Here is a 15,979-nt window from a genome sequence, read left to right on the forward strand (position 1 = left end):
CACTCCCTAGAATTTTGTGAGCTTTATTTCTCTGATTTTAACTTATCAATGTATTCTTTTCCTTCTACTAATGATAAACCTAACGTTTCTCTTGCTTTTTTAACCGCTTTTACCTCTTTACCAGCTTTTATTAGGTTACGTAAATCGTCATTTATTGGGTTTTCATATACACCCGATTGACTTGCTAATTGATCTAGCGTGTATTGTATCGCCTTTATACGACCTTCTAATTTATCCACCTTAATCCATAAATTGATTACGATCAATAGTACAAGGATTGATGTACTTATTAGCATGTATTCCATTTATTAATCTCCTCCTTTCCTTTCTATACGAAACCAGTACCAAATAGTTTCAACTAATTTAATGCTGAAGGACTATTGATATGCTCTAGCTCATATATATAATGTACTAAAAAACCGACTGATTTTATAACTAAATCAATCGGCTATTTAAAGGTTTAGCTGTTTAAACAAAAGACTTATTTTTTTAAGTACAAAAAACGCGAACCACTTTATCCCGCATGTAACGGGCAGTAAGACCCCCACTTCAAGATTTCTTAGGAGATCTAAGAAAGATAAGTGGGGGATCAAACTGCCCGTAAATGTCCGATTCGTTCAACTAACAATCAGTGGGGGGAGGAAAGGAAACCCCCACTGATTGAAGTTTCATTTTAGCTGGTACCGCGGTATCGCTACACACTGATTTATTAATACTACCATGTTTTTAAATAGACAGACTTCAAGGCTTTTTGTATGGTGGATAATCTCTGAAACATATATGTAACTTGAAATTTTTACCCTTTAGTTAACGTGATAGGCTGACTAAGAATACCACCTCTTTTGGCAATGTCAGCCTTAACACATCCTTTAGTATTCCCGTAAAAATTGTTTATCTTCTTTGGATAAAGGTTGATGATTTATCTTGATTGGTTGATCAGTTCCTCCGTCCAGTTTTACCTTCCCATTTTCCAAATGATCCTCTGTTAATACACAAGGAATAACGTATTCAATTGGCTGTCCTTCTAAATCATAAAATAAATAACCTTCTTTTTCATCATAGATAAACGAGTTGATTTTCATATTAGGGACAATGAATAACGTAATCTTTTCTGTCTCATTCCACATGACTTTAATGAGGATTTTTTTCTTCATTTTTTGTTCAATTAACACTTTTAAACCGTTGAGTGAGACGGACTCTGCCATTGTTTTTCCTCCAAGCCTCTAGTTGAATTTATTGTATTCACTTTACAATATTCCAGTGAGACAAATCAACATAACTAAGCTCCTCCGTCATTTCTTTAACGATCGAATACGGTAGTCTAGACGAAGAAATTTAATTCCGAACAGCCACATATCATGTGTTGCCTCGATTTGACCATGCGGCTTTTTGGGATCTTTCCAAACGGTTATCGTTTCGTTGATTGGCAGTTTTAATGCTTTTTGGTTAAAGACAAGATATACTCCTTGGTCTTGTTTGGATGTAGTCGACCAAGAGGTTAGGGATAACGAATGATGATCACCATGTTCTAGGAAAAGAATACTTGTCATTTGCGAAAAAGGCAGGGGAAAGGCAATATTCATATATCTAATTTGGTTCGAAACATGTGTCGAATAAAGTGCTGCATTATATGGTTTTATTTATTTCCGTATAAGTGCGAACCCATGCTCTGACACTTTTGCGACTATCTTTCCCGTCGATAATAGGTAAAATTCTACTTGCTACTTGTTGCTCAGTTGTTTCTGCTTTAAGTGGAAAATTCATTTGTTCCACCCGATTACTAAATAGCTTATACAATTTTGCAGGAATAGCAAAGGCTTTACTCCAATGCGGAGTGAGAAGTAACTCATAGTTTTCGGTATGTTCATAGAAATCAATGACTTCCTCATCCAGTATACAAGGGTCAAATGTTTCGCTTTTGTAATCTTGCATGTTGTCAATTAGTCCTGTTGGAGGGGTTTCACAAGAATGATGGACAACCTGTAACCTGTCAAAAATAGCATGACCAATTTTTCCTTTTCCTTGTATTTTGCTAAACGGAATTCTTTCAGTTTCCTCATCCATTATGGTAGTATGCCATGCGAGTATTCCTAAAAAGGCAAAAATAATCGCATTTCCCCATCCATGCCATAAAACCATGGCGGCTATCGAAATGGTATTACTTCCGATCCATTGCCCGTATCCGTAAATGACTGCGAGTGCCATCGTTACCCAAACTATGCCACTAGAAGCGATATGAAATCCTTTTGTCCAGCCTGTTGCTTTTGGAATAATATAGATAAAGACGAGTGTGCTGTAAAAAAGTAATGTTGCTGTATAGAGAATAACAGATATCCACTCGAGTATGGAGGAATAGGTCATTCCAAGCGCAATAGCAATGGGAGCCAACATTCCCAAAATGACGATAAATTTAGATAAACGGAGCTGTTTTATGTATGGATATAAATACCCTAGTAAAATAGGAACAACGAATCCAGCGTAGTGAAAGTGGTTAACGGTTAGTAGCATAATTTCTCCTTTAAATCCCAAAATTGGCATGGAGAATTGATGGCCTACTAACCAAATGCCACCAATACTTATATAGATAAAAGCAATTGCTTTGGATATTTCAGCGAGGGTTGAAGCACTTCTAATTAACTGAGTTCCCTTCCATGCAATTGCAAACGTTACGACACACCACGGTATAGAAAGAAATCCTGACAAAATTCCTGGAGTCATTAGAAAAGAAAACATTAGCGAAATGGCACTAACTGGTAAAAGATAGATACATAGCTTGATAAATACAACGTGCTGCTGAAGTTGCTCGAATGATAACAAAACACGGAATAACGTTAACGGTACGACAACAAAGGCGGCGAACAATATAATTCGCTCTGTTGACTGATAACTCGGAATAGGCCAAGTAAGTAACCAACTAACAAAACCAATCGGAATATAAGAATGAATGATTTGTAATAAGCGTTGTGGCATGAATAGAACCTCCAGGTTAAAAGCAGTTTCGTTTTCACATTCACATTCTTAGTTCTATTTTAACATTAACTATTTTAAATCAATTGAATGTGCAAAGGTTTTATAAAGTTCTATTTGATTTAACCAGGAATTTCATACGATAATAGATATTATTAACAGTGGAATGGACGATTAAAGATTGAATATCCTAACCCTTTTTGAATGTTTATGAAACAACTGTAACGTTTTACTTACTTCAAACACGTATATAGTGAAGGCTTTCGAAAGGAGGTACATAATTGGATGAGTTTAAACAGTTATATATTAAATATAGGAAACAGATTTATCAATATTTGTTTTATCTATCAGGAGACAAATTTACGGCAGAGGAATTGACACAAGAAACATTCTTTCAGGCCTTTAAAGCAATTCATCAGTTTAAAGGACGTAGTAAAGTATCTACTTGGCTATTTCAAATTGCAAAATATACGTTTTATTCCCATTTAAGAAAGAATATGAAAGTTCAGCAAGTAGGAGATACGTCCCCATTGGAAAATATACGTTTAAATGAAGAAACACCAGAAAATATATATGAGGAAAAAGAAAAATTAGATTACTTGATACATGCTATGAAAAAACTGAAACAGACACATCAAGAGATTATCATTCTACGGATCTATAACGAATTGAGTTTTAACGAAATCGGAGAAATATTTAATCAGTCCGCTACTTGGGCAAGAGTTAATTTCTATAGAGCGAAAAACAAACTGTCCTTAATGATGGATGGAGGTGATCAAAAATGAGAAAGAATTGTGATATTGTAAAGGATTTAATACCGACGTATGTCGAAAATCTAACAAGTGAAGAAAGTAATCAATTTATCGAGCGTCACCTTAATGATTGTCAAGATTGTACGAACTATCTAATGAATGTTGAAAGAGATTTACCTAAGGATTCGGGTGAAGTTGAAATGGATAAAAGTGATCAACAGATCGTGAAAGGCATTCAGAAGAAGGTCAACCGTATGACGCTGTTTGCTATTTTAATCGGTGTTCTGATTGGAATTTACGGTTCCATGATGTTCTTTAATATGAATGAATTTCAATCGATCCTAATCATCTATCCTATTGCAACATTTTTGATAGGTTTTTTAAGCTATATCCTATTTAAAAACATTTGGATAGGACCTGTTGCTACATTAGTAGGAGGCCTCTTCAGTGTGTTTATTTTTGTTAATATAACATTTTTGACTTGGATGATTGTCTATACAGCTATTAGTTTACTTGGTTCATTAATTGGTAAAGGAGTAATATATTTTTTTAATCGAAAAAAACTATTTGAATAAAGATATGCAGCTGGGACTATAGAGAATAGGGAGGTCAATATGTACTTGTATGAGTAATTTTTATAAGAAATGAGTTTGTTTAGTAAATGAACTATTGCGGGCGTTTGCACTGCGGTATATTTGATATAATGTAGTTACGATTAATTGTAAAAACTAGAGGTGCTTATGGAAGCCATACACTGGATCATAAAAAAATTACGTCAAGCGATGTTAGACCGCCAATATTCTATTAATGAAACGTTAGCTGGTAAATATAAGATAAAAGAAGTTTTACGTAATGGGAGTTATGGCATTATTTATCTATGTCTTGATCTTGATTCAGGTCGAAAATGCGTGGTAAAGCAAATGCGCAAAAGTAAGAAAAAGGAAAATGAGCAAAATTACAAGCAAGAGACAGCTATTCTTAATATGCTAAACCATTCGTGTATCCCAAAACTAATGCAAACATTTACGTATCAGAACAATCAATTTTTTTCGATGGAATTTATAGAAGGGCAAAATCTAGAAAGTATTTTATTTGATTTGAAAAAGCAATATGACGAAAAAGATTGTTTGGTATTATTTAAAGAGTTAGCCACAATTACCTGTTATATCCATGGAAAAGGGATTGTACATGGTGATATAAGGATTCCAAATGTAATCATCAATAAAGATCGGTTATATGTGATAGATTTTGGTTTAGCACACGACCTTAATACAGACTATCTAAATAAAGAAACGGAAAAAAAATTAGTCCAAGAAGACTTTTATGACTTAGGAGAATTTCTTCTTTTCCTCCTATACTCTACCTATGATGATAAATCAAAAAAAGATCAACCTTGGACAGAAGAATTAATATTACATTCAAAAACAACAAGTATCTTAAAAAGACTACTACAGATTGATGAGCCTTATCGTAGTGACAAAGAAATTTTAAAAGACATTGATCAAGCAATTAAAAATCTTTCATCTAATAATTCACTTTAAGAGGATGTTCAAAAAGTCCGGTAAAAACGACACATCTAATTTCTTCGTTGGCTTACTTTTTTAGCTCCTCGGAAAAGAACTACACTTTTCCTGCGTGCGATGTAGATTCGTGAGCATTCCTTGTGCTCACGTATTAATTGTTATCCTCCTTTTTAACACGTACTTTAATAAGGTGGAACTTCAATCAGTGAGGAGTAATTGCGATCCCTAAAGGGGAGGCCCCCTTAGATAATGGGGAATTTGGGAAATTTAGCTACTACTTCTGAAGAAACCACGTCGCTTATATCGGCGTGAGCCATGATACGGATAATGCCCTTTTCGTCTACTACTGCTCCCATAAATGTATCGTTTCTTTCTTTTGCTGGAACTGTAACGGTAGTATCCTGATTTTTTTCTACTACTACCGTATTTTTTCATTTCACGTGAAATTTTTTTTAAAGCCTTTTTAAACATATCACTACTCCTTTACCTATTATTAGATTAAACTACCTTATAATAAGTTAACTCACATCAATATACATCTAATACTTGTTTCATCATTTTAATTTTCCCAAGCATTTCGGATTCCCGATGTGCAAGCATAATTAGTAGGTCACCATGTGTTTCAATATGGCCATATGGTGCTTTGAATTTCACATTCGATTTCCAGAAGAGATCATCAAATTGGTTAATTCGATTTTGCTGCTCTTCTAAATCGGTTATTAATTGCTCTAGGCTAGGCGCTTCGATATTCCAGTCAGTTACATTAACATCAGAACTAAAAAGCTCTGCATATTCTTTTGCGATTTTTTGTGATTTTTCTTTGCTCACAAATAATAGCTTTTCATCCATTAGTAATATATTGCCAATATGCCAACGAATGGTGTTATCAAAGTATGTGGATTGTTTATCTACTATTTCCTCATCTAATTCTTTTATAAAGGTTAGCAACGATGTTCTTGCTAAATTAAATTGTTTTAGTGGTACCATGTTTTTTCCTCCTATTCGATCACCACCAGTATAAGACATATTGGAGCAAGGTCGCAATAAGGAAGCATTACTCGGAACTAATCACTACAATTAGTGCCACTCGCATAAGAAGTTGCACCATTTTTATAGTATTAGGTATTACTAGCTAAAAAAACATAATCCGGTTCCCCGCGTTCCATTGGTACTGTTCGGACTTCCACACGAGAGAATAATTGCTCAAGACTTCCTACAAAGTCTGGTGCAGCACTTGCACTCCAAAAGGTGAGAATACCGTTTTCATTTAAAAGGGAAGCTAATACGATCAGACTGTCCTTCTGATATAAAGCATCATTTGAATCTGTTACCGTCCAATCTGGTCCATTATCAATATCCAAACAGATAGCATCAAACGTTTCATCGGTTTCATACATCCATTTGGTGAAATCCGCATGAACAATGTTGGTCCGTGGATCTTGCAAACTTTGAGACGAAAAGTCGGCTAGATAGGTTTTATTCCATTCAATGATCCGTTCCTCTATCTCTATTACGGTAACTTTTTGAATACTAGAATAAGATAATGTCTCGGCTAAGGACATCCCAACCCCCAGACCACCAATTAATACATGTTTTGGCATTGATGCTTGTTCAATTGCTGCATTAACGAGCAATCGCTCTGATTCCCCATTATAGGTTGCCATTAAAAAAGTTCCATTACTAATAACCTCGTAGTCATTACCACGTTTTTGTAATTGAATGACGCCTCTATCTGTTTCAGCACTATCAATTATTGTTGGAGAAACATACATCGAAATACTCCTCTCTTTAGTGCCTGTCACTTCCCGAATTTTGTCGAATTGTCTTTACTAATAACTCATCTATGTTTCATTGTAAAGTGGACTAAAATCAACCTATAAGGGGTAAAATAAGTGCAGCTTATAAATTTGGAGGGAACCTATCATGGATAAGGAAGAAAGACTGAATGAAGAAGCTGCACTAAACAATAATCTAGATGATGCCACGTTACAAATGAACCATGATATTACCAAACAGCATAAAAAGCCAAAGACAGAAAAACCAATTAAACATAAAAAATCTGATTCATAAATGTATAAGTCATTTGTAACCCATTAGTGACAAGCAAGGCTGTTCCACCCAGTCTTGCTTTTTACTTTTACAGAATTTTCCTTATAAAATATTCTCCAGCTTAAAACGTCAGACATCCATATCTGGAAAAACAGAAAACCCACTTAGCTCCCTCACAACTCGCGAAATCGGCAGTCCAACAACATTGTAATAATCCCCTATTAGTTCTTTTACAAATATGGCACCAAGGCTTTGGATGCCATAAGCACCTGCTTTATCGTACGGCTCACTTGTAGCGATATACCAGTTAATTTCTGATTCAGACAATGGCCAAAATGCAACCTTTGTCCGTTCGATAAATACATTCTCTTCCTTGTGCGAACGAATCATAACACCAGTAAATACTTCATGAACGTCTCCACTTAATGCGGTAATCATTTTATAGGCATGATCCTTATCCTGAGGTTTTTCGAAAATTTGTTGCTGATAGGAAACGACTGTATCAGCAGCTAGGATGACTTCATGCTCACCCTGAATAGGTACATGCTCACCCTTTCGAATAGCTAATTGTTTTACCTTTTCAATTGGGTCACGAGTTGTGATTTGGGACTCGTCTATGTTCGGCTTACGAATTGTAAATGGTATGTTCACCTGATGTAAGAGTTCCTGTCGTCTTGGCGAAGATGACGCTAAGATTAAGTTGTTTGGCATAGGTCTCCTCCTGTTGAAACTATTTGGTATATGACAAGGCTTACTATTTATACCTATGGTAATATAAAGCTATACAAAAATCTATGAAAATAGGTGCCTTAATGACTTTAAGGGATATGACAATGGAAGCGTTACCCGATAAGTAAGAACGAACGCCTTCTAGTGGCAAAGGAAACTGCAGCAAAGAAAAATGTGAGGTAAAAGTGGAATTACGGAATACGGTTATTCCGGATTTCACAAGAGAGAAAATATATTAATCCTCAAATGATCCGATAGACACCATAATAGCAATGCAATTTCAATAAAAAGGTGTGTATTGGGATGGAACATATTAGAGTCATTAGTTGGAATATTGCACTAAGAGAGTCTATAGAGGAAAAGACAGCATATTTGATGTCTGTTATCAAGGAAACAACAAAACCAACGATTGTTGCCTTGTAAGAGGTGACCGAAAAAGATCGGAAATACCTTAGGAATCATTTTACAGAACATGCATTTTCTCCTGATATAAGAGAGGCGGGTCCCTTTGACGGTACTAATCGTAAGCTTGGGTGTTTTATTGGTGTAACAGAATCACTTAAGTTAAAACAGTCAGATGTCCTGAGGCGAACGCCTTTTCCAGATAGGACAATAGTAGCCAAAATAGAGGGTAGTGGAATAGCCTTTACAGCAGTTTGTTTCCATTCACTTACAGGTGTTGGCTACAAGAAGACAAAGTCAGCTCAATATACTGGGATAGCAGAATATTTAGCTGCACATAAGGATGAGCCGATGATTTGCTGTTTTGATGCCAATGAACCAGAAGTGGATCATTATAATTTGGAAAATGTGAAATTTTTCAATCAACGAGGTGATCGCGGAACAGGTGCTGCGCTTCTAATGGGTGCTGATCCTGTCCATAATATGCAGGATACATATAGGGTTTTTTTGAAAAAGAATCCAACAGTATTACATGAAATTCAGCAACAGCAGGATCAAACGACAGACGAAAAAGCACTAAAATACCTGCCATTAACAACTTCCCATATTTTAAGAGGGCCAATTTCATAAACGGTATGATTATATTTTTTCCTCTTCATCATTTGAGATAGAACAGGTAACCTATCGTTTGGAAGATGCATTAACAGCCGGTAGTGATCACGCGATAGTTGTTTCCGACCTCATATGTCAATAATGACAATAGTAATGACAGGGGTGTCATCGACCTTTTGCGATAATGGATGCACAACCAAAAGGGAGACGATATCGAATGAAAACGTGGAATCAATTGTTAATTCGTCATGGGTGGTTGCTTACAGAGGGAGAAACAACTATTTTTGATTATAAAAATGAAACAGAAACAAACATTGATTTTCTATTGGAAGGCCTCGATAGAGTAAATATTGACTACGTCTGTGATCAGGGTACACTTATCCTTCCATCTGCAACCTTTTCTGAGGAAAAATGGATTGAAGCAGTAGATGTTAAACATCGGGGAAGAGGGGGTGATTTTTGGTTTGAGTGGGAAAGAAGAGATTGTGCTTCTTTTTATGGTGAACAGCTGAAACGTTTGCGAAAGGAACCTTTCAAGTCAATAGTCATTCTACAAAAGTATAAAATAACAAAAACAATCAAACGATATAACTAACAATATAAAAAGGGAAGGTTACGACATCCATGGCACAATCTAATCACATACCATTAACAGCATCTGAGATAGCAAGCATGTGGACGCAATACCTATTCGATACGATGTCAATTTGCTTCTTTAAATATGCACTTGAACACATAGAAGATGAAGATATCCGCGAGCTTTATCATACATCTTTGGAAGTAGCAGAAGGCCATGTGGAAAAATTAGAGGTTTTTTTTAATGGGGAAAATTTCCCTGTCCCTCATGGTTTTACAGATGAGGATGTGAATGTAAAAGCACCCCGGCTTTTTCAGGATCCATTTTACTTATACTATTTATATATTATGTCGTTACAAGGCTTAATGGGATATGGTCTTTCGGTTGGTACATCTATCCGACCAGACCTTCGCCAATATTATATTGCATGTAATACCGAAACGATGGGATTATTTGATAAGACAATTGATGCTATGCTAAATAAAGGATTGTATACACGCCCACCTGTATTAACTCCACCTCAATCAGTGGACTGGGTGAAAGAGCAGACCTTTTTGAATGGATGGTTTGGCGAACGTCGTCCACTTAGTGTGATGGAAATCGGGGATATCACCTTTAACATGAATAAGATGCATTTACATGTTGCATTAAAAGTTGGTTTTAGCCAGGTGGCAAAATCGGATAAGTTTCGTAAGTATGTGAATCGTGGCCTGAAGATATCGAATAAGCATATTAAAGAATTTGAAAATATATTACGAGAGGAAAAACTAAATTACCCAATGTCTTGGCAATCCTTTGTTACCGATTCCACCATACCTCCTTTTTCAGATCGATTAATGATGTATCAAGTACAGCTGTCAACACAGATTGAGATTGCTTTTTATGGTACGGCCTTTAGTGTTAATTCCAGACGGGACCTTAGTGGAAAGTACACAAAATTAACAGGTGAGCTTGCGAAGTATTCGGAGGACGGAGGAAATTTGATGATTGGAGAAGGCTGGTTAGAGCAACCGCCATTAGCAACTGATCGCAGAAATTTATCCCAAGGAAAACGAGTGTAATCGTTCTAAAGAGGTAGGTTTATGCCTATCTCTTTTTGGCTCCAATATCAGACTTAGGCATTCCACTGCTATGGACGTTTGTCAGTGCCTGAAAAAGATGAAATTATGGTTAAAAGGAAACAGAGGGAGGCTATCAGTGCCTGAAATATCTAGAAATATTACTAAAAGGTAACAGAGCACGTCCTCCCTATAACTTCCCCACATTGCTAAAGAAATTAATTCATAAAAGCTAGTGACCAAACATGCACAACAGAGAAAGAACAGGATATTGCACGTGGCATCCTGTCCTTTTATTTTTCTTACTGAAATGCATTTTCGGTATATTCACTAGATGCATTCCATACTAAATACTGGGTAATTCCTTGTTCTTCTAATGCCTTAATTTGGTTTTGGATGTCAACCTCCGTATAAGGCCGTTTAAAGTCAAAGTCTTGAATCCATGGTCGTATTATAGCAGGATCCTCTCCCTTTTCTTCTAATGCATTATTACGTCGGACGGCATCTTCCATCGCTTGTTTCATGATGTCATAAGGATGATCATCTGGATTAGCGATCCCATAAGAATTAGGTGCGTAGTGGGATGGATAGGTCATTGGAGAAATATAGTCGATCTCTTGTGAAATCTTTTCCCATGTTTGCCCAATTCCCATATCATCTTCAGCTGTTGTAACCAATCCAAATACATCTGCTGACACATACACAGGCTGATTAGCTAATTGTTCGTTTGAATAGCGAAGAAAGGATGCAATGTTTTCATCCTTCGCTAAGTCATCTGAATTGGCAAAAGCCACTTCTTGATCTACCTTTTGCGCATTGTCTGGAAAGCGGACATAATCATATTGAATTTCATCAAAACCAAGTGTAGCAGCCTCTTCTGCAATATTTGTGACATATTGCCATACTTCTTTGTGATAAGGATCAATCCAACTAACCCCTTTTTGATCTTGCCATACGGTCCCGTCATCCCGTTTCATGGCAAAATCACTTTTTTGCTCGGCTAAATAGGGATCTTTAAAAACGACAACCCGTGCAATCGTGTATATCCCTTCTTCTTTTAATCGTTCTAAAAGAGCTGTCATGTCTTCTACAGTTGGGTTTTGGTCTGAGTTTATTTCATTGGCAAGTTCCACTTCTGAATCATACGTTAACATGCCGAAATCGTCTTTGACATCCATGACAACGGCGTTTAGATCGGTGGATTTTATTAAGTCAATATAATCGTCAATTGAATCTTCTTTAAATGCATAGCGATTTAAATAAATTCCCTTCACTTCTCTTGGTTCTGGTTTTTCGACTGGCTTGATAAATTCTTCTTTCTCTCGTTCTTCGGCTTGTCGTTCTGGATGATGGGACATCTTATTGATAGTTGTTGTATTTTCTCCAGAACTTTCATCCTTAATTGTTGCTCCACATCCAGCAATCATTATGGTTACGAGTGCTATAATATACATCATTGTTCTTTTCATCAGATCATCACCTTTATTTCTACGATGTACGGATAAAAAGGAAATTATTTAGCCAATTTCGGGAAATACAGCGTAGATAATGTCATGATCGGTTTCGGTAATTTTTTCATAAAAAGGATATGGTTAAACATTATTTGTTGATGAGTTTTGATGTATAGAGCAATGATTAGGGCAATAATAGTAAAAGGTCATAGTCATTTGTCATGAGGTGAAAATTATAAGATGGTGATGCCAGTAATAACACGAGTTGGGTGAAAGGTATCAGGGGTGTTCTTTTGTATTCCATTAATAACCAACTTCCCAGGTGCACAAATAAGAGAATACCTAATACCATAGTTATACTTAAGTCAAAAAAGAACGAAGGAAAAAGAATGTAAATGGAAGTAGTGTGATGCATACCAGGATGTAGGTCTTGCCTTTTGCCAAATATGGTCGTATAGTTCGTCTAGTCTTCGTTCTTTCTTTGGCAGATAGGAAAGTATAAATAAACTTTCCTACTGCATAAGGGCAACTAAGGCATTCTCCATTAAAGGCCTGGTGAATGTGAAGGTTTCTAACCTTTTTGCGACCAAACCACCAACCTAAAATCCCAATTGTTATTCCACCATATAAGCTTATTAAACCAGCAATTGAAAATTCCACTAGCCATTCACTCCTTTTCATCAAATAAAAATACACATTCAATTAACCAACGAAACTGTCTTGCAATGTTGTATGCTAATTCTAATGGCGGATTGTATTTTCCTGGTTCTATTGAGATGATGGATTATCTTGAAACTTCTACAAGCTTTGATAAATCTTCTTGGGTCATACTCTTTTCTTTGCGAAGTTCACCATAAGGACTGTACATATTGTTTGAAAAATAATTGCTTGTTCCCTTGAAACTTTTTAAACTATATTGCAATATAAATACATGTGAAATAAATTTCGAATAAATAGAAAGAAGGCGTATTATGGGAAATGTTATTCGATGGTCCTTTTTTGTCGTTGGACTGATGATTTTTAGTTTGGGGATCACCATGGCAATCAATGTACAGCATTTAGGACTTCACCCATGGGATGTGTTAAATGTTGCACTATACGATAAAGTGGGGTTATCGATTGGCACGTGGGCAATCATAATCGGGATAGGACTAATTGTTGTATCCTGGATTTTAGATAAGAGCTATATCAAAATTGGAACCTTTTTTAATGCATTTTTGGTCGGAATTTTTGTGGATTGTTATTTGTGGTTAGATTTTTTACCACAGGCAAGTCATACATGGACAGATGTCATCCTGATTATGTTGGGAATTGTTATCATGGGCCTTGGTGGCGGAATTTATAATGCTGCTGGTGTTGGGTCAGGTCCTAGGGATGGATTTATGCTATCCATATCAGATAAATTAAATACCTCAATTGGTCGCGTTCGGATAGTAACCGAAAGTGGTGTGTTAATTGTAGGACTTATATTAGGTGGACCTGTTTTTATCTTCAGTTTTATTTTTACATTTGTGCAAAGTCCTATTTTCCAATTTACCTATTTACGTTTTAAACAACTTGTTGACCAATTGGCTGCACGGAACGTCGATGAACCACAAATCTCACGGTCACAAGCTAGGTAATATGAGGTTTGTGTTGAGCGGTACGATAATTAATCATTTTCTTAGTTAAACAGCTTAGGGATATAGTTTCTTTCACCCTAAGCTTTTTTATTTGGTAATGATTTTGGCATTAGTGCCGAAACAATGGAAGAAAGTTGAAAAAAGGGAACAGAGCACGCTTGTCAGTGCCCGAGCCAGCAAGAGGAACAGCAAAAAGGGAACAGAGCACGCTTGTCAATGCCCAAACTACCAAGAACACCAGTAAAAAAGTAATAGAGCTCACTCCTCAGTGCCCAAATGAGAAAGAGAGCATCCAAAACAGGAACAGAGACACCCCACCAGACCAACCGCTACCCTCATTAGGTGACCCCCTCATCATCTTCTCTAATGAAAATTCCAATTATTATCTTGTTTTTCATCTATATCATGTTCAATCATCACGTCTTGCAAATAAAACCAACCTAATAGGAGAACTACAATTGTTGCGAATACAACGCCTATAACGATGAGTTTGTTTTTATTCATAACATTCATCCACCCTTCGTTTTTAATGTAGCAAAATGCTCGCAGGCTGTAAATATTTATCGAGGTTTACACCATATTCGTAGTGTTTAATAGAAAATACACGAAAATGGAAGGAAACAAGAGCATGTGAAAAAAGATGACGCTTACTTGCAATTTTGTAGAAACCCGTTTCTATGGTATGATTTTAAAGTTGTTCTCGCCTCAGGCTTTATGGAAGCCTGGAAAACAAACTTTAAATAGAAAGAGGTAAAACATTGAATCTAGAAAAAATACAACAAGAATGGTTTGGTAATGTTAGAAATGACGTTCTAGCAGGAATTGTTGTTGCATTAGCACTTATCCCAGAAGCAATTGCCTTCTCGATAATTGCTGGTGTTGATCCAATGGTTGGGTTGTATGCATCATTTTGTATTGCCGTTGTCATTGCATTTGTAGGTGGACGACCTGGAATGATTTCTGGTGCCACAGGTGCCATGGCATTGTTAATGATTACACTAGTTGCCGATCATGGACTACAATATTTGTTTGCAGCAACAATTTTAACGGGTATCATCCAGATATTATTTGGAGTTTTTAAGTTAGCAAGTGTGATTAAATTTGTGCCACGTTCGGTGATGGTCGGATTTGTCAATGCACTTGCGATTATGATTTTTACATCCCAACTGCAGCATTTTTCAGGGGAAAGCTGGGTCATGTATGCATTAGTTGCGTTAACACTCGCTATTATTTATATTTTACCGCGTTTTACAAAAGCAGTACCTTCTACATTAGTTGCCATTATTGTGGTAACTGCTATTGCGATATTTGGGAATATTGGAGTACGAACAGTTGGGGACTTAGGCTCCCTCACACAGCAACTGCCATTATTTCTTATTCCAGATATTCCGTTGACATGGGAAACACTCATGATTATATTCCCGTATTCCTTAGCACTTGCAATCGTTGGCTTACTAGAGTCGCTCTTAACAGCGAATATTGTGGATGATATGACAGACACGGAAAGTAACAAAAATAAAGAAAGCCGTGGACAAGGGATTGCGAATGTGGTAACTGGATTTTTTGGTGGAATGGCAGGTTGTGCGATGATTGGACAATCTGTAATTAATGTTAAATCTGGTGGACGTGGACGATTATCCGCTTTAGTTTCTGGTATCTTCCTGATGTTCTTAATTATCGTCTTAGGAAATGTTGTTGTCCAAATCCCAATGGCGGCACTAGCGGGCGTTATGATCATGGTATCAATTGGTACGTTTGATTGGTCATCGATCCGAACACTACACAAATTACCGAAAACCGATGCAGCTGTAATGGTTACAACAGTAGCAATCGTTGTAATCACGCACGACTTATCGAAAGGGGTTCTTGCAGGGGTACTATTAAGTGCCATCTTCTTTGCAGCAAAAATCTCGAAAGTAAAAGTAACCGAAGAATTGCTATTTAAAGAACAAAAGAAAGTTTATCGAGTAGAAGGTCAACTATTCTTTGCGTCCGTAAGTGATTTTCCAAACAACTTTAATTATCAGGACTCTGTTAAAGAAGTGGAGATTGACTTAACACGTGCACATTTATGGGATGATTCTGCAATAGGTGCATTAGACAAAATAGAGATGAAATTTGAACAAAATGGTATAATGGTTGAATATAGTGGGTTAAACGAATCAAGTAAGCAGTTGAAAAATCGTATTGGTGGATTATCAAAAGCCTCAGGTCACTAATAAAGTGCCCATGGTAAA

General features: G+C 36.4%; 18 protein-coding genes. 9 read left to right on the plus strand and 9 right to left on the minus strand.

The features are described from left to right. Positions 1 to 23: 23 nt before the first annotated feature. The 4 genes from GHC26_RS09890 to GHC26_RS09905 form a co-directional block, all read right to left on the minus strand. Positions 24 to 305 carry a hypothetical protein gene (locus tag GHC26_RS09890; RefSeq protein WP_163971106.1) on the minus strand — a complete coding sequence of 94 codons (282 nt, stop codon included), beginning with the start codon at positions 303 to 305 and terminating at the stop codon, positions 24 to 26. A gap of 564 nt (positions 306 to 869) precedes the next feature. Beyond that, complete coding sequence (locus GHC26_RS09895) at positions 870 to 1,205, minus strand: hypothetical protein (RefSeq protein WP_163971107.1); 336 nt, start codon at positions 1,203 to 1,205, stop codon at positions 870 to 872. An 87-nt stretch (positions 1,206 to 1,292) separates the two neighbouring features. Then, entirely contained in the window at positions 1,293 to 1,550 is a 258-nt protein-coding gene (locus GHC26_RS09900; RefSeq protein WP_163971108.1) for a hypothetical protein, read from the minus strand. Positions 1,551 to 1,626: 76 nt separating this feature from the next. Beyond that, positions 1,627 to 2,970, minus strand: coding sequence for a YndJ family protein (locus tag GHC26_RS09905; RefSeq protein ID WP_163971109.1), 1,344 nt, complete (start codon positions 2,968 to 2,970; stop codon positions 1,627 to 1,629). 278 nt (positions 2,971 to 3,248) lie between these two features. Here GHC26_RS09905 and GHC26_RS09910 point away from each other — a divergent pair, with 278 nt between their 5' ends. The 3 genes from GHC26_RS09910 to GHC26_RS09920 all read left to right on the plus strand — a co-directional run bounded on the left by GHC26_RS09910 (position 3,249) and on the right by GHC26_RS09920 (position 5,260). Further along, positions 3,249 to 3,752, plus strand: coding sequence for an RNA polymerase sigma factor (locus tag GHC26_RS09910; RefSeq protein WP_163971110.1), 504 nt, complete (start codon positions 3,249 to 3,251; stop codon positions 3,750 to 3,752). Next, a complete protein-coding gene (locus tag GHC26_RS09915; RefSeq protein ID WP_163971192.1) occupies positions 3,749 to 4,294 on the plus strand; it encodes a DUF2651 family protein in 546 nt (181 codons plus the stop codon). The genes GHC26_RS09910 and GHC26_RS09915 overlap by 4 nt, the downstream gene beginning before the upstream one ends. Positions 4,295 to 4,459: 165 nt before the next feature. Further along, positions 4,460 to 5,260: a serine/threonine protein kinase gene (locus tag GHC26_RS09920; RefSeq protein WP_163971111.1), complete on the plus strand. Its 801-nt coding sequence runs from the start codon at positions 4,460 to 4,462 to the stop codon at positions 5,258 to 5,260. A gap of 510 nt (positions 5,261 to 5,770) precedes the next feature. Here GHC26_RS09920 and GHC26_RS09925 read toward each other — a convergent pair. Then, the gene (locus GHC26_RS09925; protein ID WP_163971112.1) at positions 5,771 to 6,229 is read right to left on the minus strand and encodes a DinB family protein; all 459 of its coding nucleotides are present in this window, start codon (positions 6,227 to 6,229) and stop codon (positions 5,771 to 5,773) included. 131 nt (positions 6,230 to 6,360) lie between these two features. Then, positions 6,361 to 7,014: a spermine/spermidine synthase domain-containing protein gene (locus tag GHC26_RS09930; protein ID WP_163971113.1), complete on the minus strand. Its 654-nt coding sequence runs from the start codon at positions 7,012 to 7,014 to the stop codon at positions 6,361 to 6,363. 151 nt (positions 7,015 to 7,165) lie between these two features. Between GHC26_RS09930 and GHC26_RS09935 the strand changes: the two genes are divergently transcribed. Further along, positions 7,166 to 7,312 (plus strand): hypothetical protein, encoded by a 147-nt coding sequence (locus GHC26_RS09935; protein WP_163971114.1) that lies wholly within the window; start codon positions 7,166 to 7,168, stop codon positions 7,310 to 7,312. Positions 7,313 to 7,420: 108 nt separating this feature from the next. On the opposite strand, the gene GHC26_RS09940 is transcribed toward GHC26_RS09935, so the two are convergent. Then, on the minus strand, positions 7,421 to 8,002 hold the full coding sequence (locus GHC26_RS09940; RefSeq protein ID WP_163971115.1) for a Maf family protein: 582 nt from the start codon (positions 8,000 to 8,002) through the stop codon (positions 7,421 to 7,423). A 444-nt stretch (positions 8,003 to 8,446) separates the two neighbouring features. Between GHC26_RS09940 and GHC26_RS09945 the strand changes: the two genes are divergently transcribed. The 3 genes from GHC26_RS09945 (at position 8,447) to GHC26_RS09955 (ending at position 10,672) form a co-directional block, all read left to right on the plus strand. After that, positions 8,447 to 9,052 carry a hypothetical protein gene (locus tag GHC26_RS09945; RefSeq protein WP_163971116.1) on the plus strand — a complete coding sequence of 202 codons (606 nt, stop codon included), beginning with the start codon at positions 8,447 to 8,449 and terminating at the stop codon, positions 9,050 to 9,052. A 199-nt stretch (positions 9,053 to 9,251) separates the two neighbouring features. Further along, positions 9,252 to 9,629 carry a hypothetical protein gene (locus GHC26_RS09950; RefSeq protein WP_163971117.1) on the plus strand — a complete coding sequence of 126 codons (378 nt, stop codon included), beginning with the start codon at positions 9,252 to 9,254 and terminating at the stop codon, positions 9,627 to 9,629. A 29-nt stretch (positions 9,630 to 9,658) separates the two neighbouring features. Continuing rightward, positions 9,659 to 10,672 carry a DUF3231 family protein gene (locus GHC26_RS09955; RefSeq protein WP_163971118.1) on the plus strand — a complete coding sequence of 338 codons (1,014 nt, stop codon included), beginning with the start codon at positions 9,659 to 9,661 and terminating at the stop codon, positions 10,670 to 10,672. 299 nt (positions 10,673 to 10,971) lie between these two features. Here the strand turns inward: GHC26_RS09955 and GHC26_RS09960 are convergent, their stop codons facing one another. Then, complete coding sequence (locus tag GHC26_RS09960; protein ID WP_163971119.1) at positions 10,972 to 12,138, minus strand: putative glycoside hydrolase; 1,167 nt, start codon at positions 12,136 to 12,138, stop codon at positions 10,972 to 10,974. Between the two features lie 953 nt (positions 12,139 to 13,091). On the opposite strand from GHC26_RS09960, the gene GHC26_RS09965 reads away from it, so the two are divergent. Continuing rightward, a complete protein-coding gene (locus GHC26_RS09965; RefSeq protein ID WP_163971120.1) occupies positions 13,092 to 13,742 on the plus strand; it encodes a YczE/YyaS/YitT family protein in 651 nt (216 codons plus the stop codon). A gap of 363 nt (positions 13,743 to 14,105) precedes the next feature. Here GHC26_RS09965 and GHC26_RS09970 read toward each other — a convergent pair whose 3' ends face one another. Beyond that, complete coding sequence (locus tag GHC26_RS09970) at positions 14,106 to 14,246, minus strand: hypothetical protein (protein ID WP_163971121.1); 141 nt, start codon at positions 14,244 to 14,246, stop codon at positions 14,106 to 14,108. Between the two features lie 254 nt (positions 14,247 to 14,500). On the opposite strand from GHC26_RS09970, the gene GHC26_RS09975 reads away from it, so the two are divergent. Next, positions 14,501 to 15,961, plus strand: coding sequence for a SulP family inorganic anion transporter (locus GHC26_RS09975; RefSeq protein WP_163971122.1), 1,461 nt, complete (start codon positions 14,501 to 14,503; stop codon positions 15,959 to 15,961). The last annotated feature ends 18 nt before the right edge of the window (positions 15,962 to 15,979 follow it).

Origin of the sequence: Oceanobacillus halotolerans (genome assembly GCF_010993955.1) — a bacterium.
Lineage (GTDB): Bacteria > Bacillota > Bacilli > Bacillales > Amphibacillaceae > Oceanibacillus_A > Oceanibacillus_A halotolerans.